The organism is Serratia sp. FDAARGOS_506, assembly GCF_003812745.1.
Lineage (GTDB): Bacteria > Pseudomonadota > Gammaproteobacteria > Enterobacterales > Enterobacteriaceae > Serratia.
Genome location: NZ_CP033831.1, coordinates 4,360,143 through 4,383,825 on the forward strand (window position 1 = coordinate 4,360,143; position 23,683 = coordinate 4,383,825).

Sequence of the window (23,683 nt, forward strand, 5' to 3'; positions counted from 1 at the left end):
TTATTGTCCGCAGCCCGGTCAGCCGTTAGCGTATTAATCTCCTTACCTGAGAGTGTGTATGGTGTGTAGATTAAGGACGATAACATCGTGAAGAGTGCAGAACTGATTGCGTTACTGGAAAGCCACGGTTGGGTATTGCGGCGGGTAAAAGGTAGCCACCATCAATTCAAACATCCCGATTTTGCGCTGATCATCACCGTACCGCCCCCAAAGAAAGATCTAAAGCTGGGCACGCTGCGGCAGATACTTAAAGACGCGGGGTTGAGTGCGCTTCACATCGCCACGCGTTAACAGGAGAGACCATGTTTTATCCCGCTTATATCCATACAGAGTCAAACGGCAGCGCCAGCGGTTTCTTTCCCGACGTCCCTGGCTGCTACTTCGCCGGCGCTAGCCTGGACGACGCTTTTATCGATGCCCAAAGCGCACTGGATGCGCACTTTGAGTTGTTGAGCGAAGACAATCAACCGATACCGCGCCCGCATGCCGTCGCTGCCCATCTTGCCAAAGGTGCGGGCTCTTTCGAGGGTGGACAATGGTTATTGGTCGCTATCAATATGGATAAATTTGACGGTCGGGCCGAACGGATTAACATCACCTTGCCCCAGCGCCTGTTAAGTCGCATTGACTCTCTGGTTCGGCAACATCCAGGATACGGCAGCCGCAGCGGGTTTCTCGCCGCCGCTGCGCGAAACGAATTATTGAAAACTGAGTGAATGCGGTCGGGGGAGGCTCCCCCGCCGCCTTATTGATTCAGGAATTTGTCGAGGAATTGCTGAGTACGCTGGTGCTGCGGGTTGGCGAACAGCGCTTTGGCCGGGCCTTGCTCGACGATGCGGCCGTGGTCCATAAAGATAACCCGGTCGGCCACGTCGCGGGCGAAACTCATCTCATGGGTGACGATCACCATGGTGCGTTTCTCTTCCGCCAATGAACGCATGGTATTGAGCACTTCCCCCACCAGCTCGGGATCGAGCGCCGACGTCGGTTCATCAAACAAAATCACCTCCGGCTGCATCGCCAGCGCGCGCGCAATAGCCACCCGCTGCTGTTGGCCGCCGGACAGCCGCCGCGGATAAGCCTGCTCTTTGCCGCTCAACCCCACCTTGGCCAGCAACGCGCGGGCACGTTGTTCCGCGCTGGCTTTCGCCTCACCCTTGACGATCACCGGCCCTTCGATGATGTTTTCCAACACCGAACGGTGCGGGAACAGGTTGAAGTTCTGGAACACGAAACCGACCTGCTGACGCAGCGCCCGCACCTGACTCTTCTGTTTGCTCAGCGGTTTGCTGCCGTCGATCAGGATATCGCCGACGCGAATGGTGCCGGAATCCGGCTCCTCCAGCAGGTTGATGCAACGCAATAAGGTGGTTTTCCCCGAGCCGCTCGGCCCAATGATCGCCACCACTTCGCCGGCATCCACCGCCAGATCGATCCCATGCAGCACCGTCTGCCCCTTGAACTGCTTGGTCAATTGCTTAACTTCAATGGCACTCATGCGTTACTCCTGATCCTGGCGATTAACGTGGGCTTCCAGACGGTTTTGCAGTGCGGAAAGCAGGGTCGCCATCACCCAGTAAATCAGCGATGCCGCCAGGTACATGGTAAACACTTCCAGCGTGCGCGAGGTGATCAGCTGCGCCTGACGGAACAGTTCCGGCACCTGAATGGTGGCGGCCAGCGAGGTGTCTTTCACCAGGCCGATAAAGCTGTTGCCCAGCGGCGGCAAGGCGGTGCGCGCCGCCTGCGGCAGGATCACCCGACGCAGGGTCTGCCAGCGAGTCATGCCGATGCTGGCAGCGGCTTCCCACTGCCCTTTGTCGATGGACGAAATGGCCGCACGCAGCGTTTCCGAGGTGTAGGCGGCGGTATTGAGCGACAGGCCAATCAGCGCCGCCGGGAAGGGATCGAACTCGATACCGAACTGCGGCAAACCGTAATAGATCATAAACAGCTGGGCGATCAACGGCGTGCCGCGAAACAGCGACACATAGATACGCGACAGCCACGCCAGCGGCCACAGCGGTGAAAGGCGCATCAGCGCCAGCAGAAAACCGAGCAGCAACCCCAACGCCATGCCGCCCAGGCTGAGCTGAAGCGTCAGTATTGCGCCCTTCAATAAAAATGGCGCTGAATCCAGCGCCAGTTGAATACTTTCGTGCATTATTTAGTTACGTCCGCGCCAAACCATTTCTCGGAGATCTTCGCCATCGTGCCGTCTTTTTGCATCTCGGCGATCGCTTGGTCAATCGCGGCCAGCAGCTCTGGGTTGTTCTTGCGCAGCGCCACGCCGGACTCCTGACGAGAAAACGCCGGGCCGGCTACCGCCAGCGTGTCGCCGGTTTTCTTCACCAGATCCAGCGCAGCCAGGCGATCCACCAGAATGGCGTTGATGCGGCCAACGCGCAGATCCTGATACTTGGTCGGGTCGTCGTCGTAGGTGCGCACGTCCACGCCCTGCACATTCTCGCGCAACCATTGCTCATAGTTGGTACCCAAGCCAACGCCGACCTTCTTGCCCTTCAGGTCTTCCGGTTTGGTGATGGTGCTTTCGTTGCCTTTTTTCACCAGCGCCTGAATACCGGAAACGGTGTATGGGGTGGAGAAGTCATATTTCTTCTTGCGTTCATCGGAGATAGTCACCTGGTTGATGACCACGTCGATACGCTTCGAATCCAGCGAAGCCAGCATGCCGTCCCACTTGGTCGGGTTCAGCTTGGCTTTCACGCCCAGATGTTCCGCCAGCGCGTTGGCGAAATCCACTTCGAAACCGGTCAACTTGCCGTCTTCCCCCTGGAAGCTGAACGGCGGATAGGTGCCCTCCAGGCCGACGATCAGCGTGCCACGCTGTTTCACCTGCTGTAGCAGATTGTCGGCAGCGTAGGTTTGGGTCGCCAAACCGGCGGCCAACGCGACGCCCACTACGCCCAACAACCATTGACGACGAACTTTCGCAAACATCATAAACACCCCTGTGTGTTATTTATCTTTTTTGATATCAGCACTTTAACAGTGCGACCGCCCGCATAAAGGAATATAACTTTATAAATATAGTTCAAAATGGAATAACAAGCGGTATTTACACCTGCGGATGATAGGCGAACAACGCCGGCGCACCGCCGGTGTGAACGAACAGAATAGGGCCTTCATCACGAAAACGCCGCTGGGCAATGCCGTCGATCAAACCGGCCATCGCTTTGCCGGTGTATACCGGATCCAGCAACACGCCCTCTTGCTGCGCCAGCAGCTGCACCGCCGCCATGCCCTCTTCGTTCGGCATGCCGTACTGCGGCGCAAAGTAATCATCCCACAGTGCGATCGGCGCCAGTTCGTCGATATTCAGCGAACAGGCCAGAGCTTTCTGAATCTGTTCCACCTTCGGCAGCTGATCGATCACCGTGCGCGAGACCGTCACGCCGATCAGCTCAGTTTCCGGCAGCAGCTGCTGCAGCCCCACCGCCAGTCCGGCGTGGGTACCGGCGCTGCCGGATGCCACCACCACTGAGCTGAACGCCACGTTGCTGCGTTGGCTCTGTTCGGCGATTTCCAATGCGCACTGCACGTATCCCAGCGCGCCCAGGGCATTGGAACCGCCCACCGGCACCACGTAAGGGCGAAAGCCCTGCGCCTCAATGCGCGTCGCCAGTTCCGCCAGCTGCTGCTGCGGATCGTGCAGCGCTTCGCACATCACCACCTCGACGTTGAACAGGCCGAGCAACAGGCGGTTGCCGTTGGTCAGGTAGTTTTCCGCACGAGTGTCGATAGGATTCTCCAACAGCGCGACGCAGTGCAGGCCCAGTTTCGCCGCCACCGCCGCCGTCTGGCGCACGTGGTTGGATTGAATGGCACCGGCGGTGACCAGCGTATCGGCGCCTTGACGCAACGCGTCGGCGGCCAGGAACTCAAGCTTTCTCAGCTTGTTGCCACCCATTGCCATAGGGGTGACATCGTCACGTTTAAGGTAGATTTCGCGGCCGAGGTAATCGGAGAGACGGGACAGCTTTTCCAGCGGTGTGGCGGTGCCAACCAGATCCAGACGCGGAAATTGCGCCAGTTGTTGTTGCAGGTTCACTACTTTCCCCCCAGGGAATCGAGTATCAACATCAGATAAGCGATAGGTTTATCAGATGTGAACTGAATAATCATCCTTTATCACGGGGGGAACAGCAGGCCCCAGCTCAACGGCCGGGGAAAAGTCTCAGTAGCTGCGCTGCCAGGCGAGATACTGATCGTATTTGCGCAGCGCGATGCGGTAGTTATTGTGCGCCGCGGTAGGCAGATCGTCGATGATGCGCTGATGGCTGGCGCTGTTGGCAAACTTGTCCGCCGGGTAATTGCGCGCCACCAGCATTTCGTCCAGCCGGCGCAGCCGCACCACGTACTCGCGGATGGTGCTGTGGCTCATCTCAGTCTGTTCGAACAGATACTGTTTGAACGCCATGATGTCGAAATAGCTCGGATGGCTGTTGCAGGAGATCTCACTGCAGAAGCGGCACAGCGCGGTCAGCTCGTGCTGCACGTTTTGCCAGACCGCATCGTCGATCGGCTGATCCATGCGCGCGATGGCTTCTTTATTGATGATTTTGCCGCGAAACACCAGCGCCATGCGGTCCAACAGTTTGCCGCACTGGGAGCAATGGGTCTGGCTGTGCTTGTAGTCTTTCAGGTAACGGCTAAGCGGCCGTTTTTTCAACAGTATTCCTGGCATAAGGGGCAGTCCGGTTGTCGCATGGGTCATCGAGTTGAGGGGCGGCGGCCGCCGTCAGGTATCATTCGCCAGCCGCGCGCGCAGCCGTTTGATCGCCTGACTGTGCAGTTGGCTGACGCGGGATTCCCCAACGTCCAGCACGGCGCCGATCTCTTTGAGATTCAACTCTTCCTGGTAATACAGCGTCAGCACCATTTTTTCGCGCTCCGGCAACGCCTCGATGGCGTCGATCACCCGCTGGCGCAGGCTGCCTTCCAACAGGTGATGCAGCGGATTGGCCTCTTCATGCCCTTCCAGCATCGGTTCCGCGTTCTCGCCATGCTCCTCGCGCCATTCGTCGTAGGAGAAAAGCTGGCTGTTATTGGTGTCCAACAGAATTTGACGGTACTCATCCAGCGAGATGTCCAGCGCCTGCGCCACTTCCGTCTCGCTCGCCGGGCGGCCGTAACGCTGTTCCAGTTGCCGCATCACCTGCGCGACCTCGCGCGCATGGCGCCGCACGCTGCGTGGCACCCAGTCGCGGCTGCGCAACTCGTCGAGCATCGCGCCGCGAATGCGTTGCACCGCATAGGTGGTAAAGGCGGTTCCCTGTAGGGCGTCATAACGCTCAACGGCGTTCAATAGCCCGATTCCCCCGGCCTGCAGCAAGTCGTCGAGCTCCACGCTGGCGGGCAGCCTGACCTGCAGGCGCAACGCCTCGTGGCGCACTAACGGGACGTAGCGCAGCCAGAGAGAATTTTTGTCCATCACGCCTTCGGCGGTATACAGATCGCTCACTATGTCTTAAACCTGCGGATAAGAGAGTCAGCGCTATTATGCGTAGGGGGCGGAATGCCAATCGGCTGAACAGTCGCACAAAACGGGCTTTATTTGCGCCATGTAATAACCGCGCGATGCGCGAGCATAAAAAAAACCCCGCCGAAGCGGGGTTTCTTTGCGACAGTTAATCGGGAGAGACGATTAACGCAGCAGGGACAGCACGTTCTGAGTAGACTGGTTAGCCTGTGCCAGAACAGAGGTGCCAGCCTGTTGCAGGATGTTGGCACGGCTCATGTTGGACACTTCGGTCGCGTAGTCAGCATCCTGGATACGAGACTGAGAAGCGGACAGGTTGTTAACGGTGCTGTTCAGGTTGTTGATAACAGAGTCGAAACGGTTCTGTACCGCACCCAGGGAAGAACGCAGGCCGTCAACCTGTGCCAGCGCTTTGTCCAAGGTAGCCAGTGGATTTTGCACGTCATCGACTGTTTTAGTGTCTTTGGTGAAAGTCACGGTGCCACTTGTGTTGTCATATGCTGCTTTTGCTTCAACGTAAGATTTAGTGCCATCTTTAGCAGTTGATTCAACCATATACACAGTCGCGCCATCTTTGTCGGTACCGCTGACCAATTTATCGCCATCTTTGATGGACGTGGTATCAACTTTTACTTTTGCATCAACAGTATCGGTACCATCTTTATATTTAATAGTTGACCCGTCGGTTACTGCGCCGCCAACTTTAGTACCTTTAGTTGTGATATCGAACTTATCCAGGCCCAGTTCTTTAGCATCGATTTTTTTCAGATCGATATCGATGGTTTCACCATCGTTAGCGCCAACCTGGATGGTCAGTTTCTGATCGCTGCTCAGCACTTTCACGCCGTTGAAGTCAGTCTGCTCGGAGATGCGATTGATTTCAGACAGGCGCTGAGTGATTTCGTCCTGGATAGATTTCAGGTCGCTGGAAGAGTTGGAACCGTTCTGCGCCTGTACAGACAGGCGACGGATGTTCTGCAGGTTGTCGTTAACTTCGTTCAGTGCGCCTTCAGTGGTCTGCGCCAGAGAGATACCGTCGTTGGCGTTGCGAGAAGCCTGAGTCAGGCCTTTGATGTTCGCGGTGAAACGGTTAGAGATCGCCTGACCCGCAGCGTCGTCTTTAGCGCTGTTGATACGCAGACCGGAAGACAGACGCTCAATCGCAGTACCCAGAGAAGACTGAGATTTGTTCAGGTTGTTCTGCGCCATCAGAGACAGGCTGTTAGTGTTGATTACTTGTGCCATTGTTTGCTTTCCTTACGAGTCAGTTGCGTTCTTCGCAACACAGTTAAAAGGTTCGGGCTTGTTTGCCCACGGCGTCAACCACCGTCCCCTCAGGTATCGGCCCTCCCCTAACAACCTTTAGAATTTTTTTAAATTTTTTTGCGCCGGCGGCAATGGCGGAAATAGCGCGGTTTTTCCCTCTTCTATTGCGCCATAGGCTTTTTGTTTTTTTCGGTAAACTTTTTCATCACTGGGCCGATAACGCGTAAAGCGAATAAAGTCATAATCAAGGAGAATTACTCATGGCAACGATCAGTTCATTAGGTCTCGGCTCAGGACTCGACCTCAACGGCTTGCTGGACAAGCTGACCAAAGCGGAACAACAGCGCCTGACCCCTTACACCACCAAGCAATCCAGCTATAACGCCCAGTTGACCGGTTACGGCACGCTCAAGGGTGCGCTGGAAAAGTTCGACAATCTCAACAAAGAGATGGCGAAAGAAGACTTCTTCAAGGGCACCACCGCCACTGAACACGACGCCTTCAAGATCACCACCAACGCCAAGGCGGTGCCGGGCAACTACGTGGTGGAAGTAAAGCAGCTGGCGCAGGCGCAAACCCTGACCACCCAGGCCCCCATCAGCGAGCAAACGGCTAAGTTAGGCACCGACGGCGCGACGGACCGTTCTCTGACCATCACCGCCGGTAACCCGCCGAAAGAAACCAAGATCCCTCTCAGCGACGACCAAACCTCGCTGGTGGAACTGCGTGACGCCATCAACGGCGCCAAGGCCGGCGTGACCGCCAGCATCATGCGCGTCGGTGACAACGACTATCAGTTGGCGATCAGCTCCTCGACGACCGGCGAGAACAACAAGATCACCCTCCAGGTCGACAATGACGACAAACTGGGCGATATCCTGAACTACAACGCCACGCGCGGCACCGGCACCGCCATGAAACAGACGGTGGCGCCGCAAGATGCACAGCTGAAAGTGAACGGCACGGATATCAAACGCAGCACCAACTCGATCAGCGATGCTCTGCAGGGCGTCACCATCGATCTGAAGACCAAAACCAAAGACGCCGAGCCGCAAAACCTGGTGATCAGCAGCAATACCGCCGGCACCACCGACAAGATTAAAGAGTGGGTCGACAGCTATAACTCGCTGTTGGACACCTTTAATTCACTGACCAAATATACCCCGGTGAAAACCGGCGAAGCGCCAAACCCCAGCAATGGCCCGCTGCTCGGCGACAACACCCTGCGCGGCATTCAGTCTTCTATCAAAAGCGCGCTGAGCGCCGCACAGGACAACCCGGAGCTGAAAGGCCTCGGCAACCTGGGCATCTCCACCAACACCAAGACCGGCAAGCTGGAAATCGACAGCGCCAAGCTGAAGAAAGCGCTGGATGAAAAACCGGATCAGGTCAGCAATTTCTTCGTCGGCAACGGCAAAGACACCGGCATGGCCACCGAGATCCACAACGAGATCCAGAATTACATCAAATCCGGCGGCATCATCGAGAACTCGACCAAGAGCATCAACACCAACCTCGATCGCCTGAACGGCCAGATCACTACGGTTTCAGCCAGCATTCAGAGCACCATCGACCGCTATAAGCAGCAATTCGTTCAGCTGGATACCATGATGTCGAAAATGAACGGCACCAGTAACTATTTGACCCAACAGTTCAAGTAACCCTTTAACCAGGTAAAGAAACAACATGTATAACAGAAGCGGCACTCAGGCCTATGCACAGGTCAGTCTGGAAAGCGGCGCCATGAGCGCCAGCCCGCACCAGTTAATCGTGATGTTGTTCGACGGGGCGCTCAGCGCCCTGCTTCGCGCACGCATCCTGATGAACCAGGGCGATATCGCCGGCAAAGGCATGGCGCTGTCCAAAGCCATCAACATCATCGATAACGGCCTTAAAGGCGGCCTGGACCCTCAGCAGGGCGGCGAGATCGCCGAAAATCTGGCGGCGTTGTACGACTACATGAAGCGTCGGTTAATGCAGGCCAACCTGCACAACGACGAAGCGGCGATCGCCGAAGTGGTCAAACTGCTGGAAAACATCGCCGACGCCTGGCGCCAGATCGGCCCCAACTACCAACCTTCGCAGGACGCCGTGTAATGGAACGTCAACAGCAGCTGTTAGCCGCTTATCAACAAATTTATAGCCTGAGCAGCCAGATGATCGCGCTGGCGCAAACCGGGCGCTGGGAGGAGCTCGTCGAGCTCGAATTCGCCTATGTGACGGCGGTGGAAAAAACCGCCGCCTTTACCGGGCAAGCCGGCCCGTCAATGGCACTGCAGGAGATGTTGCGCAATAAGCTGCAACAGATCCTCGACAACGAAACCGAGCTCAAACGTCTGTTACAGCAGCGAATGGATGAGCTGAAAATGCTGATCGAGCAGTCCACGCGCCAGAACGTGGTCAACACGACCTATGGCCAATTTCATGACCGTGCGCTGTTGCTGGGGGAACCACAGGTCCGATAAGATCGACAATACTGACGAAAATGGATTAAATAGCACTATGCGCTATTACTCTCGGGTTACGTTAGGATATTAATCTATGGCATTTGAATTATTCAGTTTATGGGTAATTGGTAAAATGCGCGCTTCGAGCCTTGCTCTCACTTTAATGGATAAACATCATCCCGACACGGACGTTTTCTGTTCAGCAGGAAATTGATTTTTGATAGATAAAACACGCCGCTGTGTTTCACGGCCTATGGAAAAATGTTGCTCCAACGCTGATCAAAGCGTAAAGATATTCTCAGATAATGGCTGCGAAATGAATATCGATGGAACGTACAATTAATCTCTGTCCAGGAATTGGTGCCTCAGCGCACATCGTTCAGCATACTGAATTATTATTCCCTTCAGTCTATTTTGAGCAACCACATCTGTATCTAATACAACAAGGCCATAAGCGCGTACGCTGGCAACAACACGAAGTGGTGGCTCATCCCGGCGAGCTGTTGATTATCGACGGGGGACAAACGGTGGATATTATTAATGGCCCATCCGAAGAAGGTGTTTTTAGCTGTCAGTTGCTGACCTGCGACCCACTGCTGCTCACTATTCAGCCTCCGGCCCAGGAAACGCCGGCTCCGATGCCGTTCGATGCCGTCCTGGCGCTGCGTAACCTGCCCTGCGCTCTGAAGCACAGCTTTGAGACCACCAGCCTGGCGCTGGCGCTCCGGCAGCGTTTTCCCACCATCATCGTGCGGCACAAAATGCTGGAAATTCTGTTGTGGCTGGCCCAGTTCGGTATTCGCTTCATTCACAACGAGGCTAAAGACCTGACGCAGCGCGTGCGCCGCTGTCTGGCAACCGATCCACACAGTATTTGGACGGCGGCCAAAGTCGCGGAGAGCCTGTCGATGAGTGAAGTGATGTTGCGCCGCAAACTGTCGATGGAAAATACCGCGTTGCGCAACCTGATGATCGACGTGCGCATGAGCAGCGCGCTGGCTCTGCTGCAATCGACTGACTGGCCGATCTCCGCCATCGCGCAACACGTCGGCTATGAAAGCGCGTCGCGTTTCGCCGAACGTTTTCGCAAGCGTTTCGGTTTTGCGCCTACCGCCATTCGCGGTCACCAAAGGATTATGGAACCGGGCCCACAGGGAATCGAAGCGATAGCCGCCGGAGAAACATAAATAGACGCGCAACAAAACAGCTTTATTTGGCACAAGTCCCTAACAGTTGTAACAACGCTGAGATACGCTACGCAATGTCGAACCGCCGAAAAGCGAATTAAACGATGCGAAATGAAAAGCGATTATTTTCTCTGGCAATAATGTTGTTGGGACTCTGGCTGCTAGCATTACTGTATGAAGAAGATATGATGCGTCTACTTGCCGCACAATAAAACGACCAGGCTTTTTATCGCCTGGTCAGACTTCAGTCCAGTTTAACCAGAATGCCAATTAATACGACGAGTATCGTCAGCATTAAAATACTGATCAGACGCCATCTGGATTCGCTTTTCGTGCTCATTGACCTGCCTCGAATAATAACCCTACTAATCGGGCCATAATAAATGGTCACCTGCGCATTCAATAAGCCTGACAGCACCGTTTTCGTCCCTCTATTCGGTACATTAGCGCGCACTTCCTGTCAGTTATGGCACCAGTGCTTAGCGTTGTGATACCGACGGCGCCGCAAGCGCCAATTTTCCCGGCAGTTCCGCCACCAGTTTGTCCACCGCCAGCCGTACCTTGAGCGGTTGGTAAGGCATATAGGGCCACACAACATTCACCGGAAAACTGAGGCTGGACTCACCGCGCATGATCTCCACCAGCGTCCCCGCCACCAGCCGATCACGTACCAACCACTCCGGCAGCCAGGCAATACCGGCGCCGGCGGAAACGGCATCGACGATCCCCTGCATGTCATCCATCATCATCTTGGCCGGTGGCCTGAACGGCCGCAGCTCGCCGTGTTCGCCGCGAAGCTGCCAGGGCAGCACGGCGCCGGCGTGCAGATACCCCACCGCCTGATGTCGGCTTAACGCCTCTACCGTTCTGGGCTCGCCGCAGCGCTGCAGATAATCGGGCGAGGCGCACAGCAGCATGCCGTGTTCGCCCAAGCGCCGCGCAACCAAGCTGCCACTGTCCGCCAGCTCGCCAATGCGAACCGCCAGATCGAACCCTTCGTCGATCAGATCGATCCTGCGGTCGCTGAATGAAATTTCCAGCGTCAGTAAGGGATGCTCATTCGCCAGCGCCGTCAACACGGGCGCAATGCACAAATGGCCGAACAGCACCGGCACCGAGACCCTGAGACGGCCGCTGACCTGCATCTTGCCGCTATCCAGCTGGTTTTCCGCCGCCTGAATGCTAACCAACGCTTGCCGACAGTGCTCATAGTACAGCGCGCCTTCATCCGTCAGCTTCAGGCTGCGCGTGGTGCGCAGAAACAGCATCACGCCGAGCCGAGCCTCCAGACGCGACACGATTTTGCTGACCGCTGAACGCGTCAAATGCAGTTTTTCTGCGGCAGCGGCAAAACTGCCGCCTTCCGCCACGGCGACAAAAGCCGGCAGCGCACTGAGATCACTTTTCATTTTATCGTTTCCAAACTGGAATCAATTAGGTGAAAACCTATCACCACTGGTGAACCTCAAGCAATGATAACCTGCAGTCATCCCGGAACCCCGGTGAAAACCGCAGATTATCGTCAGAGGACAACAGCATGAAAAAAATACTGGTACTCAAATCCAGCATTATGGGCAACGACTCACAAACCAATAACCTGATTGACCGCTATCTGGCGGAACGTCGAGCCAAAGGACACGAAGACCAGGTCGTCGAACACGATCTGACGGCGTTGGATCTGCCGGTATTGGACGGAGAGTTGTTCAGTGCGCTGCGCGGTGCGGAAAACGCCAGCCGACGCGCCGAGGCGACGGTGGCGCTCTCCGATCGACTGATTGCCGAACTGAAAGAGTGCGATCTGCTGCTGATCGGGGCGCCGATGTACAACCTCAACGTACCGACCCAGCTGAAAAACTGGTTCGATCTGGTGGCCCGCGCCCGGGTGACGTTCAACTACACCGCCACCTATCCGGTCGGGCTGGTGGAAGGCGTCAATGCACTGGTGTTCAGTTCACGCGGCGGCATACACGCCGGCCACCCTACCGACGCCGTGACCCCCTACCTGCGCTCGGTGCTGGGGCTGATGGGCATAACTGATGTGCAATTTATCTACGCCGAGGGGCTGGATATGAAACCGCACGGCCTCGCTCAGGGGCTGGCGAGCGCCCACGAACGGATTGCGGAATTGGCGGACTAAAGTCGCTGCGTCGAGTCCCCATTGACGCAGTATCCGCGAGTAGCCGCTCTGATACATACCGGGTCAGAGGGGACATTTTAGCTGCACTTGAGATAAAACCATTTCCCCATCTCCAGCACTACTGTGCCATAAATGCTGCTGAAAATACGACGAAGAGAACATGATTAAAATGACCACTTGTTCTTTCAGTTTACAACACCTAAAAAACCGGCCAGTATTATCACACCTTCAAGTTTCGACATCATGCATTTGAAAATAGAAACACTCATGTCAGCACTATTCTTTGGAAAAACGCGCGCTAAACCGCCGCTTTCAGTGGCCACTCGACATAATGGCAATTAGGACTGGCTGTTATTGGTACCGAAAAACAACTCATATTAACGAGCCAATTAACACATTGGTCGGAGCTCTTGCGCTATTCGGAGGAAAGCATTCACTATAGAAATGTTAACACACTATCGAATTCATTATGATCGCACAGATAACATACAAACCTCCTTTGACTCTTCCCGTAGAAGTCTGTCTACCCTCCTTTTTCACTCTCCATCATAGCCCGGGCAGCATGGAATCAATATCGTGTGATTTATCTTAAATCAGGACAGAACACCACACCTAACTTGCTAATCATTAAAAAATAGGCTATCTATATCGCTATTGTTTCACTTCCTGCCTTATGAAACCACATATCTGAAGGGTATAAAATGCAAAAACAAAAAATCGGTGGCCTCTGTCTGTTACAGGTTATCTTGTGTGTTTTTGTTGTATTAATTCACACTAGGCCTTTTATAAATTATCCATTCATAAATTCAATCACTTCGAACGGTATATTTAGAATAGCAGTCCCTTTATTTTTTGTGATGAATGGGTATTTTTTTAGTTTCGATAAAGAACAATTCATTTCTAAATTAAAAAAGCTTTTTGTTATTTACGCCTTTCTCTTGATGCTATTCTCCCCACTCTGGCTTGATTTATCATCACCCTATGGGATAATGAAAACACTGACCTATAACATCGTCATTGGATGGCATCACTTATGGTATTTGTCATCACTCATCGTCGCTTCCGTTATTATTTATATAATGCGCAATAAAACCGGATTATTATTAGCAATATCTACCCTTCTATTTATTGCATCTTATTTTATTCAAAACTCTTATCTTTTACTCGACGGCGATATATTTGAAAAGTTAAACAGCAAGCTATACCTTTATAGGAACGCATTGACATTCGCCGTACCTTTCATGCTGATAGGGGTTTATATTAGAAAGAATGAGAATTTAAAGGTTTCATTGCCATTGCTGGCGATTTCCATCGCGGTATTGTTAACTGAAGTTATAATTTTCGCACTCGCGGAGACAAAAGATAACATGGCACGGGATTTATATATCACATTGATGTTCACAGCACCAGTACTATTTATATTCTTTAAAAACATGGCATTATCATTCGAAGAAAAAGTTTCTGGGAGAGTTTACTTTTACCACCCAATCTGCGAAATGATGTTCAAATTTGCAGGGTATACGGGTGGTCTGGTTATCTCTACTGCGACCCTTGCCTTTGCCCTTACTTTCGCCATCGTCATAGAGAAGATGAAAGAGAAAAACATGTTCTAACCCCCTATTTTCCGCGAACTAAGTAGAAGCCTATTTAGTTCGCGAGTGCGCGAATTCGCTGTCAGAAATTTACGCCATGGAGCGACTCATGGCGCCTCTCCTGCTACCGGCACCCTCTGAGGTATCCCTGGTAGCATGTTATAGCACATGCCCCATTAATTAGCGACAGTCTCAACCAGAATGTCAATAAGATGCTAGCCAAAGTTAAAAAACCTCAGAGGTTTTCTTTTTACCAGATTAATAATATTTTTTTCAACACACTCATGAAAAATCACCCCACTGAGAACGGTGAATATAATTGAGATCATAAATGCATATATCCCATCCATGCCATGTAAAAATTTTACTGAAAGCTTCATTATAATTGGCAGTGAGAAAACCTGAACCAGATAAATAGAATACGATGCATCGCCGATGTATGTAAGAAAGCCTTTACGAAGGTCAACACAAACAATTGAAAAAGCAACCATAGCAAATGATATAACTCCGATAACTAATGGTCTACTCCAAGAGACAAGATCTATCGGCATATCGCTAATCATAAGAATGGTAACTAGGGTCACAATCAGAGGGATAAACCAAAAAGCGCTGAGTTTATTCTCTATCTTCAACCCATTGGCCAAGTAATACAGCAGGATACCGAATGAAAATTCTACCGCTGCTGGTCTCATGAACCCCAAAAAGGACAAAATAAAAATAAGCGTAACCAACAAAGATATTTTTATGAATTGGTTTCCAATAAAAAGGCACAGTGCAAAAATCGCATAGAAAGTCATTTCAAGCTCAAGGCTCCAACCAACATATATGGTTGGATAGTCATAACCTAACAGATAGCTAATAAAAAGCATCGATGAAATATTCTGCTCATTCGTGAATAAACCTTCTCTAAAGGCCTCCGGATAAACAGCCTGCATGAATATCATTAACAAGGTAAATATCCAATAAACAGGAACAATCCTAACAAACCTATCTTTGATAAAACTTGCAGGCGTCTTACTTTTCACTTTGTCAATCATCGCCATGATATAACCAGATATCACAAAGAATATATCAACCCCATATGCCCCCCAATGTCCAACCTGTAAAAACCCATTAGCATTGAAACCATATTTATAGACCAAACCTGATGAATGGTTTGCGATTACCATTAAAACAGCCAGGGCCCTAAGTATTTGTATATTATTTATCATTTTAGTAAAAAACCTTGCACTATTGATATTACTGAGAATATGAGTATATACCACCTTTTTTCAATGTAAATATTTGCAACTGCGCTAATTATGTGATAGCAACCATCCTCATGCTGATGGGAATATCGCTAAAAAAATTAAAAAACAATATTATTCAGCGGGATATGCGAGAGACCGTGCTAAATGACTGCCGCGGCATTAATACGATGAAATGACAATATAGGATTAGTATGATACCCCATAGCAAAAATAGTAAATGATTAAGAATGAGAGCAATTTAGACGACCGATAAAGAATGCTTGGATTAACAAACATAACGGGCAGCCATCAACCTGCTCACATTTCAAATACGATGCAATCTCCCCCCAGATGTGCACCACCAGGCTAACCTCATTCCTTAATCTAGCCACCGCTTAAAGCCTGTAGTCAGGTGTAGCGTTCATCATGTGTTTGGTGATGAACGCGATTTGAGTCTTAGCTGAGTGAGGTAACGACTAAAATGGGAAGCAAAAGTATCCATGGTGATCCCACCGACCTGTACCTTCTCCCTCATGTAGGTATCAATAAACTGTTGAACGGTGGATTCAAGTTGACCGAATCGTCATGTCCCCCGTCACACCGGCATATTCATGATGTCTTGGTAGGCCGCCACCAGCTTGTTGCGCACCTGCACGCCCAGTTGCAAAGAAACCGACGATTTTTGCAGATCGACCATCACATCGTTCAGGCTGATGCCCGGCACGCCCAGTTCGAAATCCTGCGCCTGCTTGCGCGCCGTTTGCTGGGTCTCGCTGATCTTACCGAGCGCCGCGGTCAGTTCGCTGGCGAAGCTGACGCCCTGCGGCGCCGCATTCTGCCCCATTTTGCCGGCCTGAACCGCCATGGTCTGCATCTGCTGCAGTACCCCTTCAATGCCCTGAATCGCCATCTGGTCCTCAATCATCTCGTCTCGCCGGGTGAAGTTTCACCCTGCACTTCTCCAATGATGCACACCCTAGCACAGCGTTTTCAGACCTAAAGCGGTTAATTAACTGCAAAAAACCCGGCTTATCGGGCAATCGGAATCATCTGATAAGGCGAATAATGGCCTGCCCAGAAATGGGAGCGCCGCTATTTAGAAGATATGTGTATCAGGGAGTCTGTTTTGTCACACAACGCTAACCATACCGTTCATCAGCCTGGCAGGGAGCTGCTCAGCGGCCCGTACGGGATCGTGAGCGCCATTGAAGGACGAGACCTAAAATGAGTGCTTCGATAACCGCCGGCGAAAGCCGCGACAACGGCCTGCAGGCCATCTGGAATCGTCTGCGCGCCAACCCAAAAATTCCGTTGCTGGTCGCCGCTTCCGCCGCGATCGCGATCGTCGTCGCACTGCTGTTGTGGGTGAAAAGTCCCGACTACCGCGTGCTATACAGCAATCTGAATGACCGCGACGGTGGCGCCATCGTCACCCAGCTGACGCAGATGAATATCCCTTACCGCTTTGCCGAGAATGGCGCAGCGCTGCTGATCCCCGCGGAAAAGGTGCATGAAACCCGCCTGCGCCTCGCGCAGCAAGGGCTGCCGAAAGGTGGCGCGGTCGGCTTCGAACTGCTGGATCAGGAAAAGTTCGGCATCAGCCAGTTCAGTGAGCAGATCAACTATCAGCGCGCCCTCGAGGGCGAGCTGTCGCGCACTATCGAATCGCTGGGGCCGGTGCAAAACGCCCGCGTTCACCTGGCGCTGCCTAAACCTTCGCTGTTCGTGCGCGAACAAAAATCCCCTTCCGCGTCGGTAACGCTGACCCTGCAACCCGGCCGCGCGCTGGACGACGGCCAGATCAACGCCATTGTGTATATGGTGTCGAGCAGCGTCGCCGGCCTGCCGCCGGGCAACGTGACCGTGGTCGATCAGGCCGGCCGTCTGCTGACGCAGTCCGACGGCACCGGGCGCGATCTCAACGCCTCTCAGCTGAAATACGCCAACGAAGTGGAAAACGGCTTCCAGCGCCGCATCGAAGCGATCCTCGCCCCGGTGGTCGGCAGCGCCAACGTGCGCGCGCAGGTCACGGCGCAGATAGACTTCGCCACTCGCGAACAAACCGATGAACAGTACCAGCCTAACCAGCAGCCGGACAAAGCCGCGATCCGCTCTCAGCAAACCAGCCTGAGCGAGCAAATTGGCGGACCACAGGTGGGCGGCGTGCCGGGCGCGCTGTCCAATCAGCCAAGCGCTCCGGCCACAGCGCCGATTGAGACCGCCAAGCCGGCCAGCGCGGCAGGCAACAATGCCAACACCACCGCGCAAAACGCCGCAACCACCCGCAGCGCGGCGGCCAGCGGCGTACCGCAAAATACCCGTCGCGACGCGACCACCAACTACGAACTCGACCGCACCATCCGTCATACCCAGCAAAAAGCCGGCACCGTGCAGCGTCTGTCGGTCGCCGTGGTGGTCAACTATCTGGGCACCGATAAAGACGGCAAACCGCAGCCGATGAGCAAAGAACAGCTGGCGCAGATCGAAGCGCTGGTACGTGAGGCAATGGGCTACTCCAGCAGTCGCGGCGATACCTTGAACGTGGTCAACACGCCGTTTACCGACAGTCAGGTGACCGGTGGCGAACTGCCGTTCTGGCAAAGTCAGTCGTTTATCGATCGCCTGATCGACGCGGGCCGCTATCTGCTGGTGCTGCTGGTAGCCTGGCTGCTGTGGCGCAAACTGGTGCGGCCGCAGCTGCAACAGCGCCAGGCCGCGCAACAGGCCGCCATCGCCGCCGCCAACGCCCCTGCCGCTAAAGCGGTTGACAGCAGCAAACCGAGCAACGAGGAGCTGGCGCAGCGTCGTAAATCGCAGCAGCGCGTCAGCGCAGAAGTCCAGAGCCAGCGGATCCGCGATCTGGCTGACAAAGACCCACGCGTGGTCGCTCTGGTAATCCGCCAATGGATGAGTAACGAGATATGAGCCTGACCGGAACCGACAAAAGCGCCATCCTGCTGATGACGCTGGGTGAAGATCGCGCGGCGGAGGTGTTCAAACACCTCTCCTCGCGCGAAGTACAGCTGTTGAGTGGCACCATGGCCGGCATGAGCCAAGTTTCACACAAACAGCTCGGCGAAATACTGACTGAGTTTGAAGACGACGCCGAGCAATACGCGGCGCTGAGCGTCAACGCCAGCGATTACCTGCGTTCGGTGCTGGTCAAAGCACTGGGTGAAGAGCGCGCCGCCAGCCTGCTGGAAGACATTCTCGAATCGCGCGAGACTACCACCGGCATGGAAACGCTCAACTTTATGGAGCCGCAGAGCGCCGCCGATCTTATCCGCGACGAACACCCGCAGATCATCGCCACCATCCTGGTGCACCTCAAACGCGGCCAGGCGGCGGATATCCTGGCCCTGTTCGACGAACGCCTGCGCAACGATGTGATGCTGCGTATCGCCACCTTCGGCGGCGTGCAGCCGGCGGCGTTGGCGGAACTGACCGAAGTGCTGAACAACCTGCTCGACGGCCAGAACCTCAAGCGCAGCAAAATGGGCGGGGTGCGTACCGCCGCCGAGATCATCAACCTGATGAAAACCCAGCAGGAAGAGGCGGTCATCGACGCGATGCGCGAATACGACGGCGAACTGGCGCAGAAGATCATCGACGAGATGTTCCTGTTCGAAAACCTGGTGGAAGTCGACGATCGCAGTATCCAACGCCTGCTGCAGGAAGTGGAAGGCGAGTCGCTGCTGATCGCGTTGAAAGGTGCCGAACAGCCGCTGCGCGAGAAGTTCCTCAAGAACATGTCGCAGCGTGCCGCCGACATCCTGCGCGACGATCTGGCCAACCGTGGGCCGGTGCGCATGTCGCAGGTGGAGAACGAGCAAAAAGCCATTCTGTTGGTGGTAAGACGCCTGGCGGAAAGCGGCGAAATGATCATCGGCGGCGGCGAGGACACCTATGTCTGATCGCATTAACACCCTGCCCTGGCAACCCTGGTCGCTCAACGACCTGGGCGAACAGAAACCGGCGATCGAACTGCCGCAGCTGCCGGATCTCGAACTTGACGATCCGTCGCCGGACGCGCAGGCCGAATTACAACAGCAGCTGGCAACGCTGCGGTTGCAGGCGGAGCAACAGGGTCAACAGTTGGGCTATGCCGACGGCCAGCAAAAAGGTTATGAGGCCGGTTTTCAGTCCGGGCTGGAGGAAGGCCGCCAGCAAGGGCTGCTGGAAGCGCAACAGCAACAACAGCCGCTGACCGCCCACTGGCAGCAGTTGGTCACCGAATTCCAGCACACGTTGGACGCGCTCGACAGCGTGATCGCTTCGCGGTTGATGCAGCTGGCGCTGACCGCCGCCAAACAGGTGCTGGGCCAGCCGCCGGTGTGCGACGGCACCGCCCTGCTGGCGCAGATCCAACAGCTGATCCAGCAGGAGCCGATGTTCAACGGTAAGCCGCAGCTGCGGGTGCACCCGGACGACTACCAGCGCGTCGAGCAGCAGCTGGGGGTCACCCTCAGCCTGCACGGCTGGCGCCTGCTGGCGGACGGCGAACTGCACCCGGGCGGCTGTAAGGTCAGCGCCGAGGAAGGCGATCTCGACGCCAGCCTGGCGACACGCTGGCATGAACTGTGCCGCCTGGCGGCACCGGGAGAAGTCTGATGACCGCGCGTCTCGGCCGCTGGCTGAGCTCTCTGGATACGCTGGAAAAACGCATTGCGCGCGCGCCGACCGTGCGCCGCTATGGTCGCCTGACCCGCGCGACCGGGCTGGTGCTGGAGGCTACCGGCCTGCAGCTGCCGCTCGGCGCGACCTGCCTCATCGAACGGCACGACGCCGGTGAGGTGCAGGAAGTGGAAAGCGAAGTGGTCGGCTTCAACGGCCAACGGCTGTTCCTGATGCCGTTGGAAGAAGTGGAAGGCATCGTGCCGGGCGCGCGGGTTTACGCCCGCATCGCGCCGGAAGGCCAAAGCGCCGGCAAACAGCTGCCGCTCGGCCCGGCGCTGTTGGGGCGCGTGCTGGACGGCAGCGCCAAACCGCTCGACGGCCTGCCTTCGCCGGAAACCGGTTACCGCGCGCCGCTGATCACCGCGCCGTTCAACCCTTTGCAGCGCACGCCGATTGAGCAAGTGCTGGACGTGGGGGTGCGCACTATCAACGGCCTGCTGACCGTCGGTCGCGGCCAACGCATGGGCCTGTTCGCCGGTTCCGGCGTCGGCAAGAGCGTGCTGCTCGGCATGATGGCCCGTTATACCCAGGCAGATGTGATCGTCGTTGGCCTGATCGGCGAGCGTGGCCGCGAGGTCAAAGACTTTATCGAGAACATCCTCGGCGCCGAAGGCCGGGCGCGATCGGTGGTGATCGCCGCGCCGGCGGACGTATCGCCGCTGCTGCGCATGCAGGGGGCGGCCTACGCCACCCGCATCGCCGAAGATTTCCGCGATCGCGGGCAGCACGTATTGCTGATCATGGATTCCCTCACCCGCTACGCCATGGCGCAGCGCGAGATCGCTCTGGCCATCGGCGAGCCACCGGCGACCAAAGGCTATCCGCCTTCGGTCTTCGCCAAACTGCCTGCGCTGGTGGAACGCGCGGGCAACGGCATCAGCGGCGGCGGCTCCATCACCGCCTTCTACACAGTGTTGACCGAAGGGGACGATCAGCAAGATCCGATCGCCGACTCGGCGCGTGCGATTCTCGATGGCCACGTGGTGCTGTCCCGACGCCTGGCGGAGGCCGGTCACTATCCGGCGATCGACATCGAAGCGTCGATCAGCCGCGCCATGACGTCGCTGATCGACGAAGAGCATTACCGCCGGGTACGCACCTTCAAACAGATGCTGGCCAGCTATCAGCGCAACCGCGATCTGATCAGCGTCGGCGCCTACGCAGCGGGCAGCGATCCGCTGCTGGACAAAGCGATGACGCTGTATCCGCAGATGGAAGCTTACCTGCAACAGGGCATCTTTGAACGCAGCGGCTATGATGAAGCCTGTCAACAGTTGCAGCAGTTGATTGTTTAACGTCACCAGAGGCGCACAGCGATGAAATCACAATCCCCCCTGATTACCCTGCGAGATCTGGCGCAGGATGCGGTGGAACAGGCCGCGCAACAGCTGGGCCAGGTACGGCAGGCGCAGCAGGCGGCAGAGCAACAGCTGTCGATGCTGCTCAACTACCAGGACGAATACCGCCAGAAGCTGAATCATACGCTCTGCGACGGCATGGACAGCTCACGCTGGCAAAACTACCAGCAGTTTATCGGCACGCTGGAACAGGCCATCGACCAGCACCGCCAGCAGCTGCTGCAGTGGGGGCAGAAAGTGGATCATGCGGTGAAGCAGTGGCAAGACAAACAACAGCGGCTGAACGCTTTCGAAACCCTGCATACCCGCGCCATAACGGCGGAGCAGCAGTTGGAGAACAAACGGGATCAAAAACTGATGGATGAGTTCGCTCAACGCAGTGCACAAAGGAATACCAACCCATGAATCTGAACGCCCTGCCCGGCCTGGTCTTACCCGGCGACACCGGCGGCCTGGCCGAACTGACGTCGACGCTGGATGAGAGCCAGCTGTCGTCCGCTTTCGCTCAACTGCTCGGCGCCCGTTTCGCGCCCGCCGCCGACGGCAAACAGCCGCCGGTCGCGCTGAGCGCGGACGATGAACACGCCCCGGCCCTGAGCCGCAGCCAGCTCAATCAACTGCTGGCCACCTTCGGCGAACGCGGCGGCCTGCTGCCGGGCCAGACAACCTCAGCCGACGCGCTTTCACCTGACGGCGTCGAGGGCGAGGCGCTCGCCGCCGGCGATAAACCGGCTCAGCCGCCGATCGCCGCCGCCAAAGAGCTGGATGCCGCAACGCTGCAGGCGCTGTACGCCATGCTGCCGGCCGCGATCGTCGCCCAAGCGCAACCGGCCGACGGGCAACGGCCACTGCCGGTGGAAAATGCCGATGATGCGACTACGCTGCAGCCCGGCAATGGCCTGCTGAACATCGCGGCGGCCGGTGATAAAACCACCGCTCGTTCGTCGGCATCCCCTGCTCCGTCGCCGACAGGCGCGAAAACGCCGGCCACCGACGGCAATAATGCCCAAGCTGCGCTCCCACAGCCGACCAGCGGCGAACGGGCAAATACCGCACAGCCGCTACCGGCTGGCGATGCGCAACCGCAACCGACGTTCAATCACGCCGTCGCTCTGGCTGCCGCCAGCCCGACGCAAACGGCCGCCCCTGCCAGCGCACTGGTGACCGCACCGCCTGCGCCGCAGCTCAACGCGCAGCTGGGCAGCCCGGAGTGGCAGCAGGCGTTGAACCAACAGGTGCTGATGTTCCATCGCAATGGCCAGCAGAGCGCCGAGCTGCGCCTGCATCCGCAGGAGCTGGGCGCCTTGCAGATCACGCTGAAACTGGACGATCAGCAGGCGCAGCTGCACATCGCCTCCGCTCACGGTCAGGTGCGCGCGGCGGTGGAAGCGGCAATGCCGCAGCTGCGTCACGCGCTGGCGGAGAGCGGTATCAACCTGGGGCAGAGCAGCGTGGGCGGCGAGTCCACCCCGCAATGGCAGCAACAGGCGCAGCAGCAGGCTTCCAACGGCCAGGGTCGTTCCAGCTATGCTGAACATCACGGCGGTGACGGCGCAGCCGCCGAGGGCGTCAGCGCACCGGCGGCGCTGCAGCGTATGGCCAGCGCGGTCAACGGCGTCGATATTTTCGCCTGAGCTGCCGCAAACGCCCAAGCTGGCACCCATTTGCGCGTCTATTCAGGCTATTGCACGCCGCAATAGACGCGATAATACCTTTACATGTCATGCGTGCGGCTTTGCCGCGCGCCATGCCCGCCGCCTCGCCGGCCGCGGGTGGAACAACAGGAATTAGATTTCGCTATGTCTCAGAACTCCCTTCCGGCAGCACCGAAACGCCCCCTTCTGGTCATCCTGCTGGTTTTGATCAGCGTCGTCGCCTGTGGCGCCGCGGGCTACAGCTGGTGGCTGCTGCAACAGCATAAAAACGGCGCCGAACCGGCCGCCGCCAAACAGCAACCACCGGCCGCGCCGGTGTTCATGCCGCTCGACACCTTTACCGTCAACCTGGTGACGCCGGACAACAATCCGGATCGCGTGCTGTACATCGGCCTCACGCTGCGTCTGCCGGACGAAAGTACCCGCCGCCAGTTGAACGATTTTCTGCCGGAAGTGCGCAGCCGTCTGCTGATGCTGCTCTCCCGCCAGGAAGCGAGTCAGCTGGCCAATGAACAAGGGAAGCAACAGTTGGTGGCGCAGATTAAGGATGTGCTCAGCCCGCCGCTGGTTAAGGGACAACCGAAGCAGGTGGTCAGCGACGTGCTGTTCACCGCCTTCATACTGCGGTAATC

The 23,683-nt window shown here is 55.9% G+C and carries 25 protein-coding genes; 15 read left to right on the plus strand and 10 right to left on the minus strand.

Annotated features, from left to right (window positions below):
- The first annotated feature begins 87 nt into the window (after positions 1-87).
- The gene (locus EGY12_RS21060; protein WP_123895254.1) at positions 88-291 is read left to right on the plus strand and encodes a type II toxin-antitoxin system HicA family toxin; all 204 of its coding nucleotides are present in this window, start codon (positions 88-90) and stop codon (positions 289-291) included.
- 11 nt (positions 292-302) lie between these two features.
- Entirely contained in the window at positions 303-716 is a 414-nt protein-coding gene (locus EGY12_RS21065; RefSeq protein WP_123895255.1) for a type II toxin-antitoxin system HicB family antitoxin, read from the plus strand.
- A 29-nt stretch (positions 717-745) separates the two neighbouring features.
- Here the strand turns inward: EGY12_RS21065 and tcyN are convergent, their stop codons facing one another.
- The 7 genes from tcyN to EGY12_RS21100 form a co-directional block, all read right to left on the minus strand.
- Complete coding sequence (tcyN, locus tag EGY12_RS21070; protein ID WP_049197983.1) at positions 746-1,498, minus strand: L-cystine ABC transporter ATP-binding protein TcyN; 753 nt, start codon at positions 1,496-1,498, stop codon at positions 746-748.
- Positions 1,499-1,501: 3 nt separating this feature from the next.
- On the minus strand, positions 1,502-2,164 hold the full coding sequence (gene tcyL / locus EGY12_RS21075; protein WP_041035592.1) for a cystine ABC transporter permease: 663 nt from the start codon (positions 2,162-2,164) through the stop codon (positions 1,502-1,504).
- A complete protein-coding gene (gene tcyJ / locus EGY12_RS21080; protein WP_123895256.1) occupies positions 2,164-2,964 on the minus strand; it encodes a cystine ABC transporter substrate-binding protein in 801 nt (266 codons plus the stop codon). Before tcyJ ends, tcyL begins: the two co-directional genes overlap by 1 nt.
- Before the next feature lie 115 nt (positions 2,965-3,079).
- Positions 3,080-4,072 (minus strand): D-cysteine desulfhydrase, encoded by a 993-nt coding sequence (locus EGY12_RS21085; RefSeq protein ID WP_123895257.1) that lies wholly within the window; start codon positions 4,070-4,072, stop codon positions 3,080-3,082.
- Between the two features lie 126 nt (positions 4,073-4,198).
- Positions 4,199-4,708, minus strand: coding sequence for a flagella biosynthesis regulatory protein FliZ (fliZ, locus tag EGY12_RS21090; protein WP_004934751.1), 510 nt, complete (start codon positions 4,706-4,708; stop codon positions 4,199-4,201).
- Between the two features lie 54 nt (positions 4,709-4,762).
- A complete protein-coding gene (locus EGY12_RS21095; RefSeq protein ID WP_110158021.1) occupies positions 4,763-5,485 on the minus strand; it encodes an RNA polymerase sigma factor FliA in 723 nt (240 codons plus the stop codon).
- A gap of 183 nt (positions 5,486-5,668) precedes the next feature.
- Positions 5,669-6,748, minus strand: a complete 1,080-nt coding sequence (locus tag EGY12_RS21100) for a FliC/FljB family flagellin (protein WP_123895258.1) — start codon at positions 6,746-6,748, stop codon at positions 5,669-5,671.
- A gap of 281 nt (positions 6,749-7,029) precedes the next feature.
- On the opposite strand from EGY12_RS21100, the gene fliD reads away from it, so the two are divergent.
- The 4 genes from fliD to EGY12_RS21125 all read left to right on the plus strand — a co-directional run bounded on the left by fliD (position 7,030) and on the right by EGY12_RS21125 (position 10,403).
- Positions 7,030-8,430 carry a flagellar filament capping protein FliD gene (gene fliD / locus EGY12_RS21110; protein ID WP_123895259.1) on the plus strand — a complete coding sequence of 467 codons (1,401 nt, stop codon included), beginning with the start codon at positions 7,030-7,032 and terminating at the stop codon, positions 8,428-8,430.
- A 25-nt stretch (positions 8,431-8,455) separates the two neighbouring features.
- Positions 8,456-8,866: a flagellar export chaperone FliS gene (fliS, locus tag EGY12_RS21115; protein WP_049200238.1), complete on the plus strand. Its 411-nt coding sequence runs from the start codon at positions 8,456-8,458 to the stop codon at positions 8,864-8,866.
- On the plus strand, positions 8,866-9,234 hold the full coding sequence (fliT, locus tag EGY12_RS21120) for a flagella biosynthesis regulatory protein FliT (RefSeq protein WP_049200239.1): 369 nt from the start codon (positions 8,866-8,868) through the stop codon (positions 9,232-9,234). Before fliS ends, fliT begins: the two co-directional genes overlap by 1 nt.
- 308 nt (positions 9,235-9,542) lie before the next feature.
- A complete protein-coding gene (locus EGY12_RS21125; RefSeq protein ID WP_049200240.1) occupies positions 9,543-10,403 on the plus strand; it encodes a helix-turn-helix transcriptional regulator in 861 nt (286 codons plus the stop codon).
- A 479-nt stretch (positions 10,404-10,882) separates the two neighbouring features.
- Here the strand turns inward: EGY12_RS21125 and EGY12_RS21130 are convergent, their stop codons facing one another.
- Positions 10,883-11,812, minus strand: a complete 930-nt coding sequence (locus tag EGY12_RS21130; protein ID WP_123895260.1) for a LysR family transcriptional regulator — start codon at positions 11,810-11,812, stop codon at positions 10,883-10,885.
- A 128-nt stretch (positions 11,813-11,940) separates the two neighbouring features.
- Between EGY12_RS21130 and EGY12_RS21135 the strand changes: the two genes are divergently transcribed.
- Together EGY12_RS21135 and EGY12_RS21140 are read left to right on the plus strand one after the other, a co-directional pair.
- Positions 11,941-12,540 (plus strand): FMN-dependent NADH-azoreductase, encoded by a 600-nt coding sequence (locus tag EGY12_RS21135; RefSeq protein ID WP_123895261.1) that lies wholly within the window; start codon positions 11,941-11,943, stop codon positions 12,538-12,540.
- A 701-nt stretch (positions 12,541-13,241) separates the two neighbouring features.
- The gene (locus EGY12_RS21140; RefSeq protein ID WP_123895262.1) at positions 13,242-14,153 is read left to right on the plus strand and encodes an acyltransferase family protein; all 912 of its coding nucleotides are present in this window, start codon (positions 13,242-13,244) and stop codon (positions 14,151-14,153) included.
- A gap of 194 nt (positions 14,154-14,347) precedes the next feature.
- On the opposite strand, the gene EGY12_RS21145 is transcribed toward EGY12_RS21140, so the two are convergent.
- Both EGY12_RS21145 and fliE read right to left on the minus strand, forming a co-directional pair.
- A complete protein-coding gene (locus tag EGY12_RS21145; protein ID WP_172962943.1) occupies positions 14,348-15,301 on the minus strand; it encodes an acyltransferase in 954 nt (317 codons plus the stop codon).
- 655 nt (positions 15,302-15,956) lie between these two features.
- Positions 15,957-16,271 carry a flagellar hook-basal body complex protein FliE gene (gene fliE, locus EGY12_RS21150; RefSeq protein ID WP_025159836.1) on the minus strand — a complete coding sequence of 105 codons (315 nt, stop codon included), beginning with the start codon at positions 16,269-16,271 and terminating at the stop codon, positions 15,957-15,959.
- Between the two features lie 314 nt (positions 16,272-16,585).
- Here fliE and fliF point away from each other — a divergent pair, with 314 nt between their 5' ends.
- The 7 genes from fliF to fliL all read left to right on the plus strand — a co-directional run bounded on the left by fliF (position 16,586) and on the right by fliL (position 23,681).
- On the plus strand, positions 16,586-18,286 hold the full coding sequence (gene fliF / locus EGY12_RS21155) for a flagellar basal-body MS-ring/collar protein FliF (RefSeq protein WP_123895264.1): 1,701 nt from the start codon (positions 16,586-16,588) through the stop codon (positions 18,284-18,286).
- The gene (fliG, locus tag EGY12_RS21160) at positions 18,283-19,275 is read left to right on the plus strand and encodes a flagellar motor switch protein FliG (protein WP_033634975.1); all 993 of its coding nucleotides are present in this window, start codon (positions 18,283-18,285) and stop codon (positions 19,273-19,275) included. The genes fliF and fliG overlap by 4 nt, the downstream gene beginning before the upstream one ends.
- Complete coding sequence (fliH, locus tag EGY12_RS21165; protein WP_049271769.1) at positions 19,268-19,972, plus strand: flagellar assembly protein FliH; 705 nt, start codon at positions 19,268-19,270, stop codon at positions 19,970-19,972. The genes fliG and fliH overlap by 8 nt, the downstream gene beginning before the upstream one ends.
- Complete coding sequence (fliI, locus tag EGY12_RS21170) at positions 19,972-21,333, plus strand: flagellar protein export ATPase FliI (RefSeq protein WP_004934781.1); 1,362 nt, start codon at positions 19,972-19,974, stop codon at positions 21,331-21,333. The genes fliH and fliI overlap by 1 nt, the downstream gene beginning before the upstream one ends.
- A gap of 21 nt (positions 21,334-21,354) precedes the next feature.
- Positions 21,355-21,801: a flagellar export protein FliJ gene (gene fliJ / locus EGY12_RS21175; protein WP_049200249.1), complete on the plus strand. Its 447-nt coding sequence runs from the start codon at positions 21,355-21,357 to the stop codon at positions 21,799-21,801.
- Complete coding sequence (locus EGY12_RS21180; RefSeq protein WP_123895265.1) at positions 21,798-23,030, plus strand: flagellar hook-length control protein FliK; 1,233 nt, start codon at positions 21,798-21,800, stop codon at positions 23,028-23,030. Before fliJ ends, EGY12_RS21180 begins: the two co-directional genes overlap by 4 nt.
- A 165-nt stretch (positions 23,031-23,195) precedes the next feature.
- Positions 23,196-23,681, plus strand: a complete 486-nt coding sequence (fliL, locus tag EGY12_RS21185) for a flagellar basal body-associated protein FliL (RefSeq protein ID WP_004934797.1) — start codon at positions 23,196-23,198, stop codon at positions 23,679-23,681.
- Positions 23,682-23,683 lie beyond the last annotated feature (2 nt).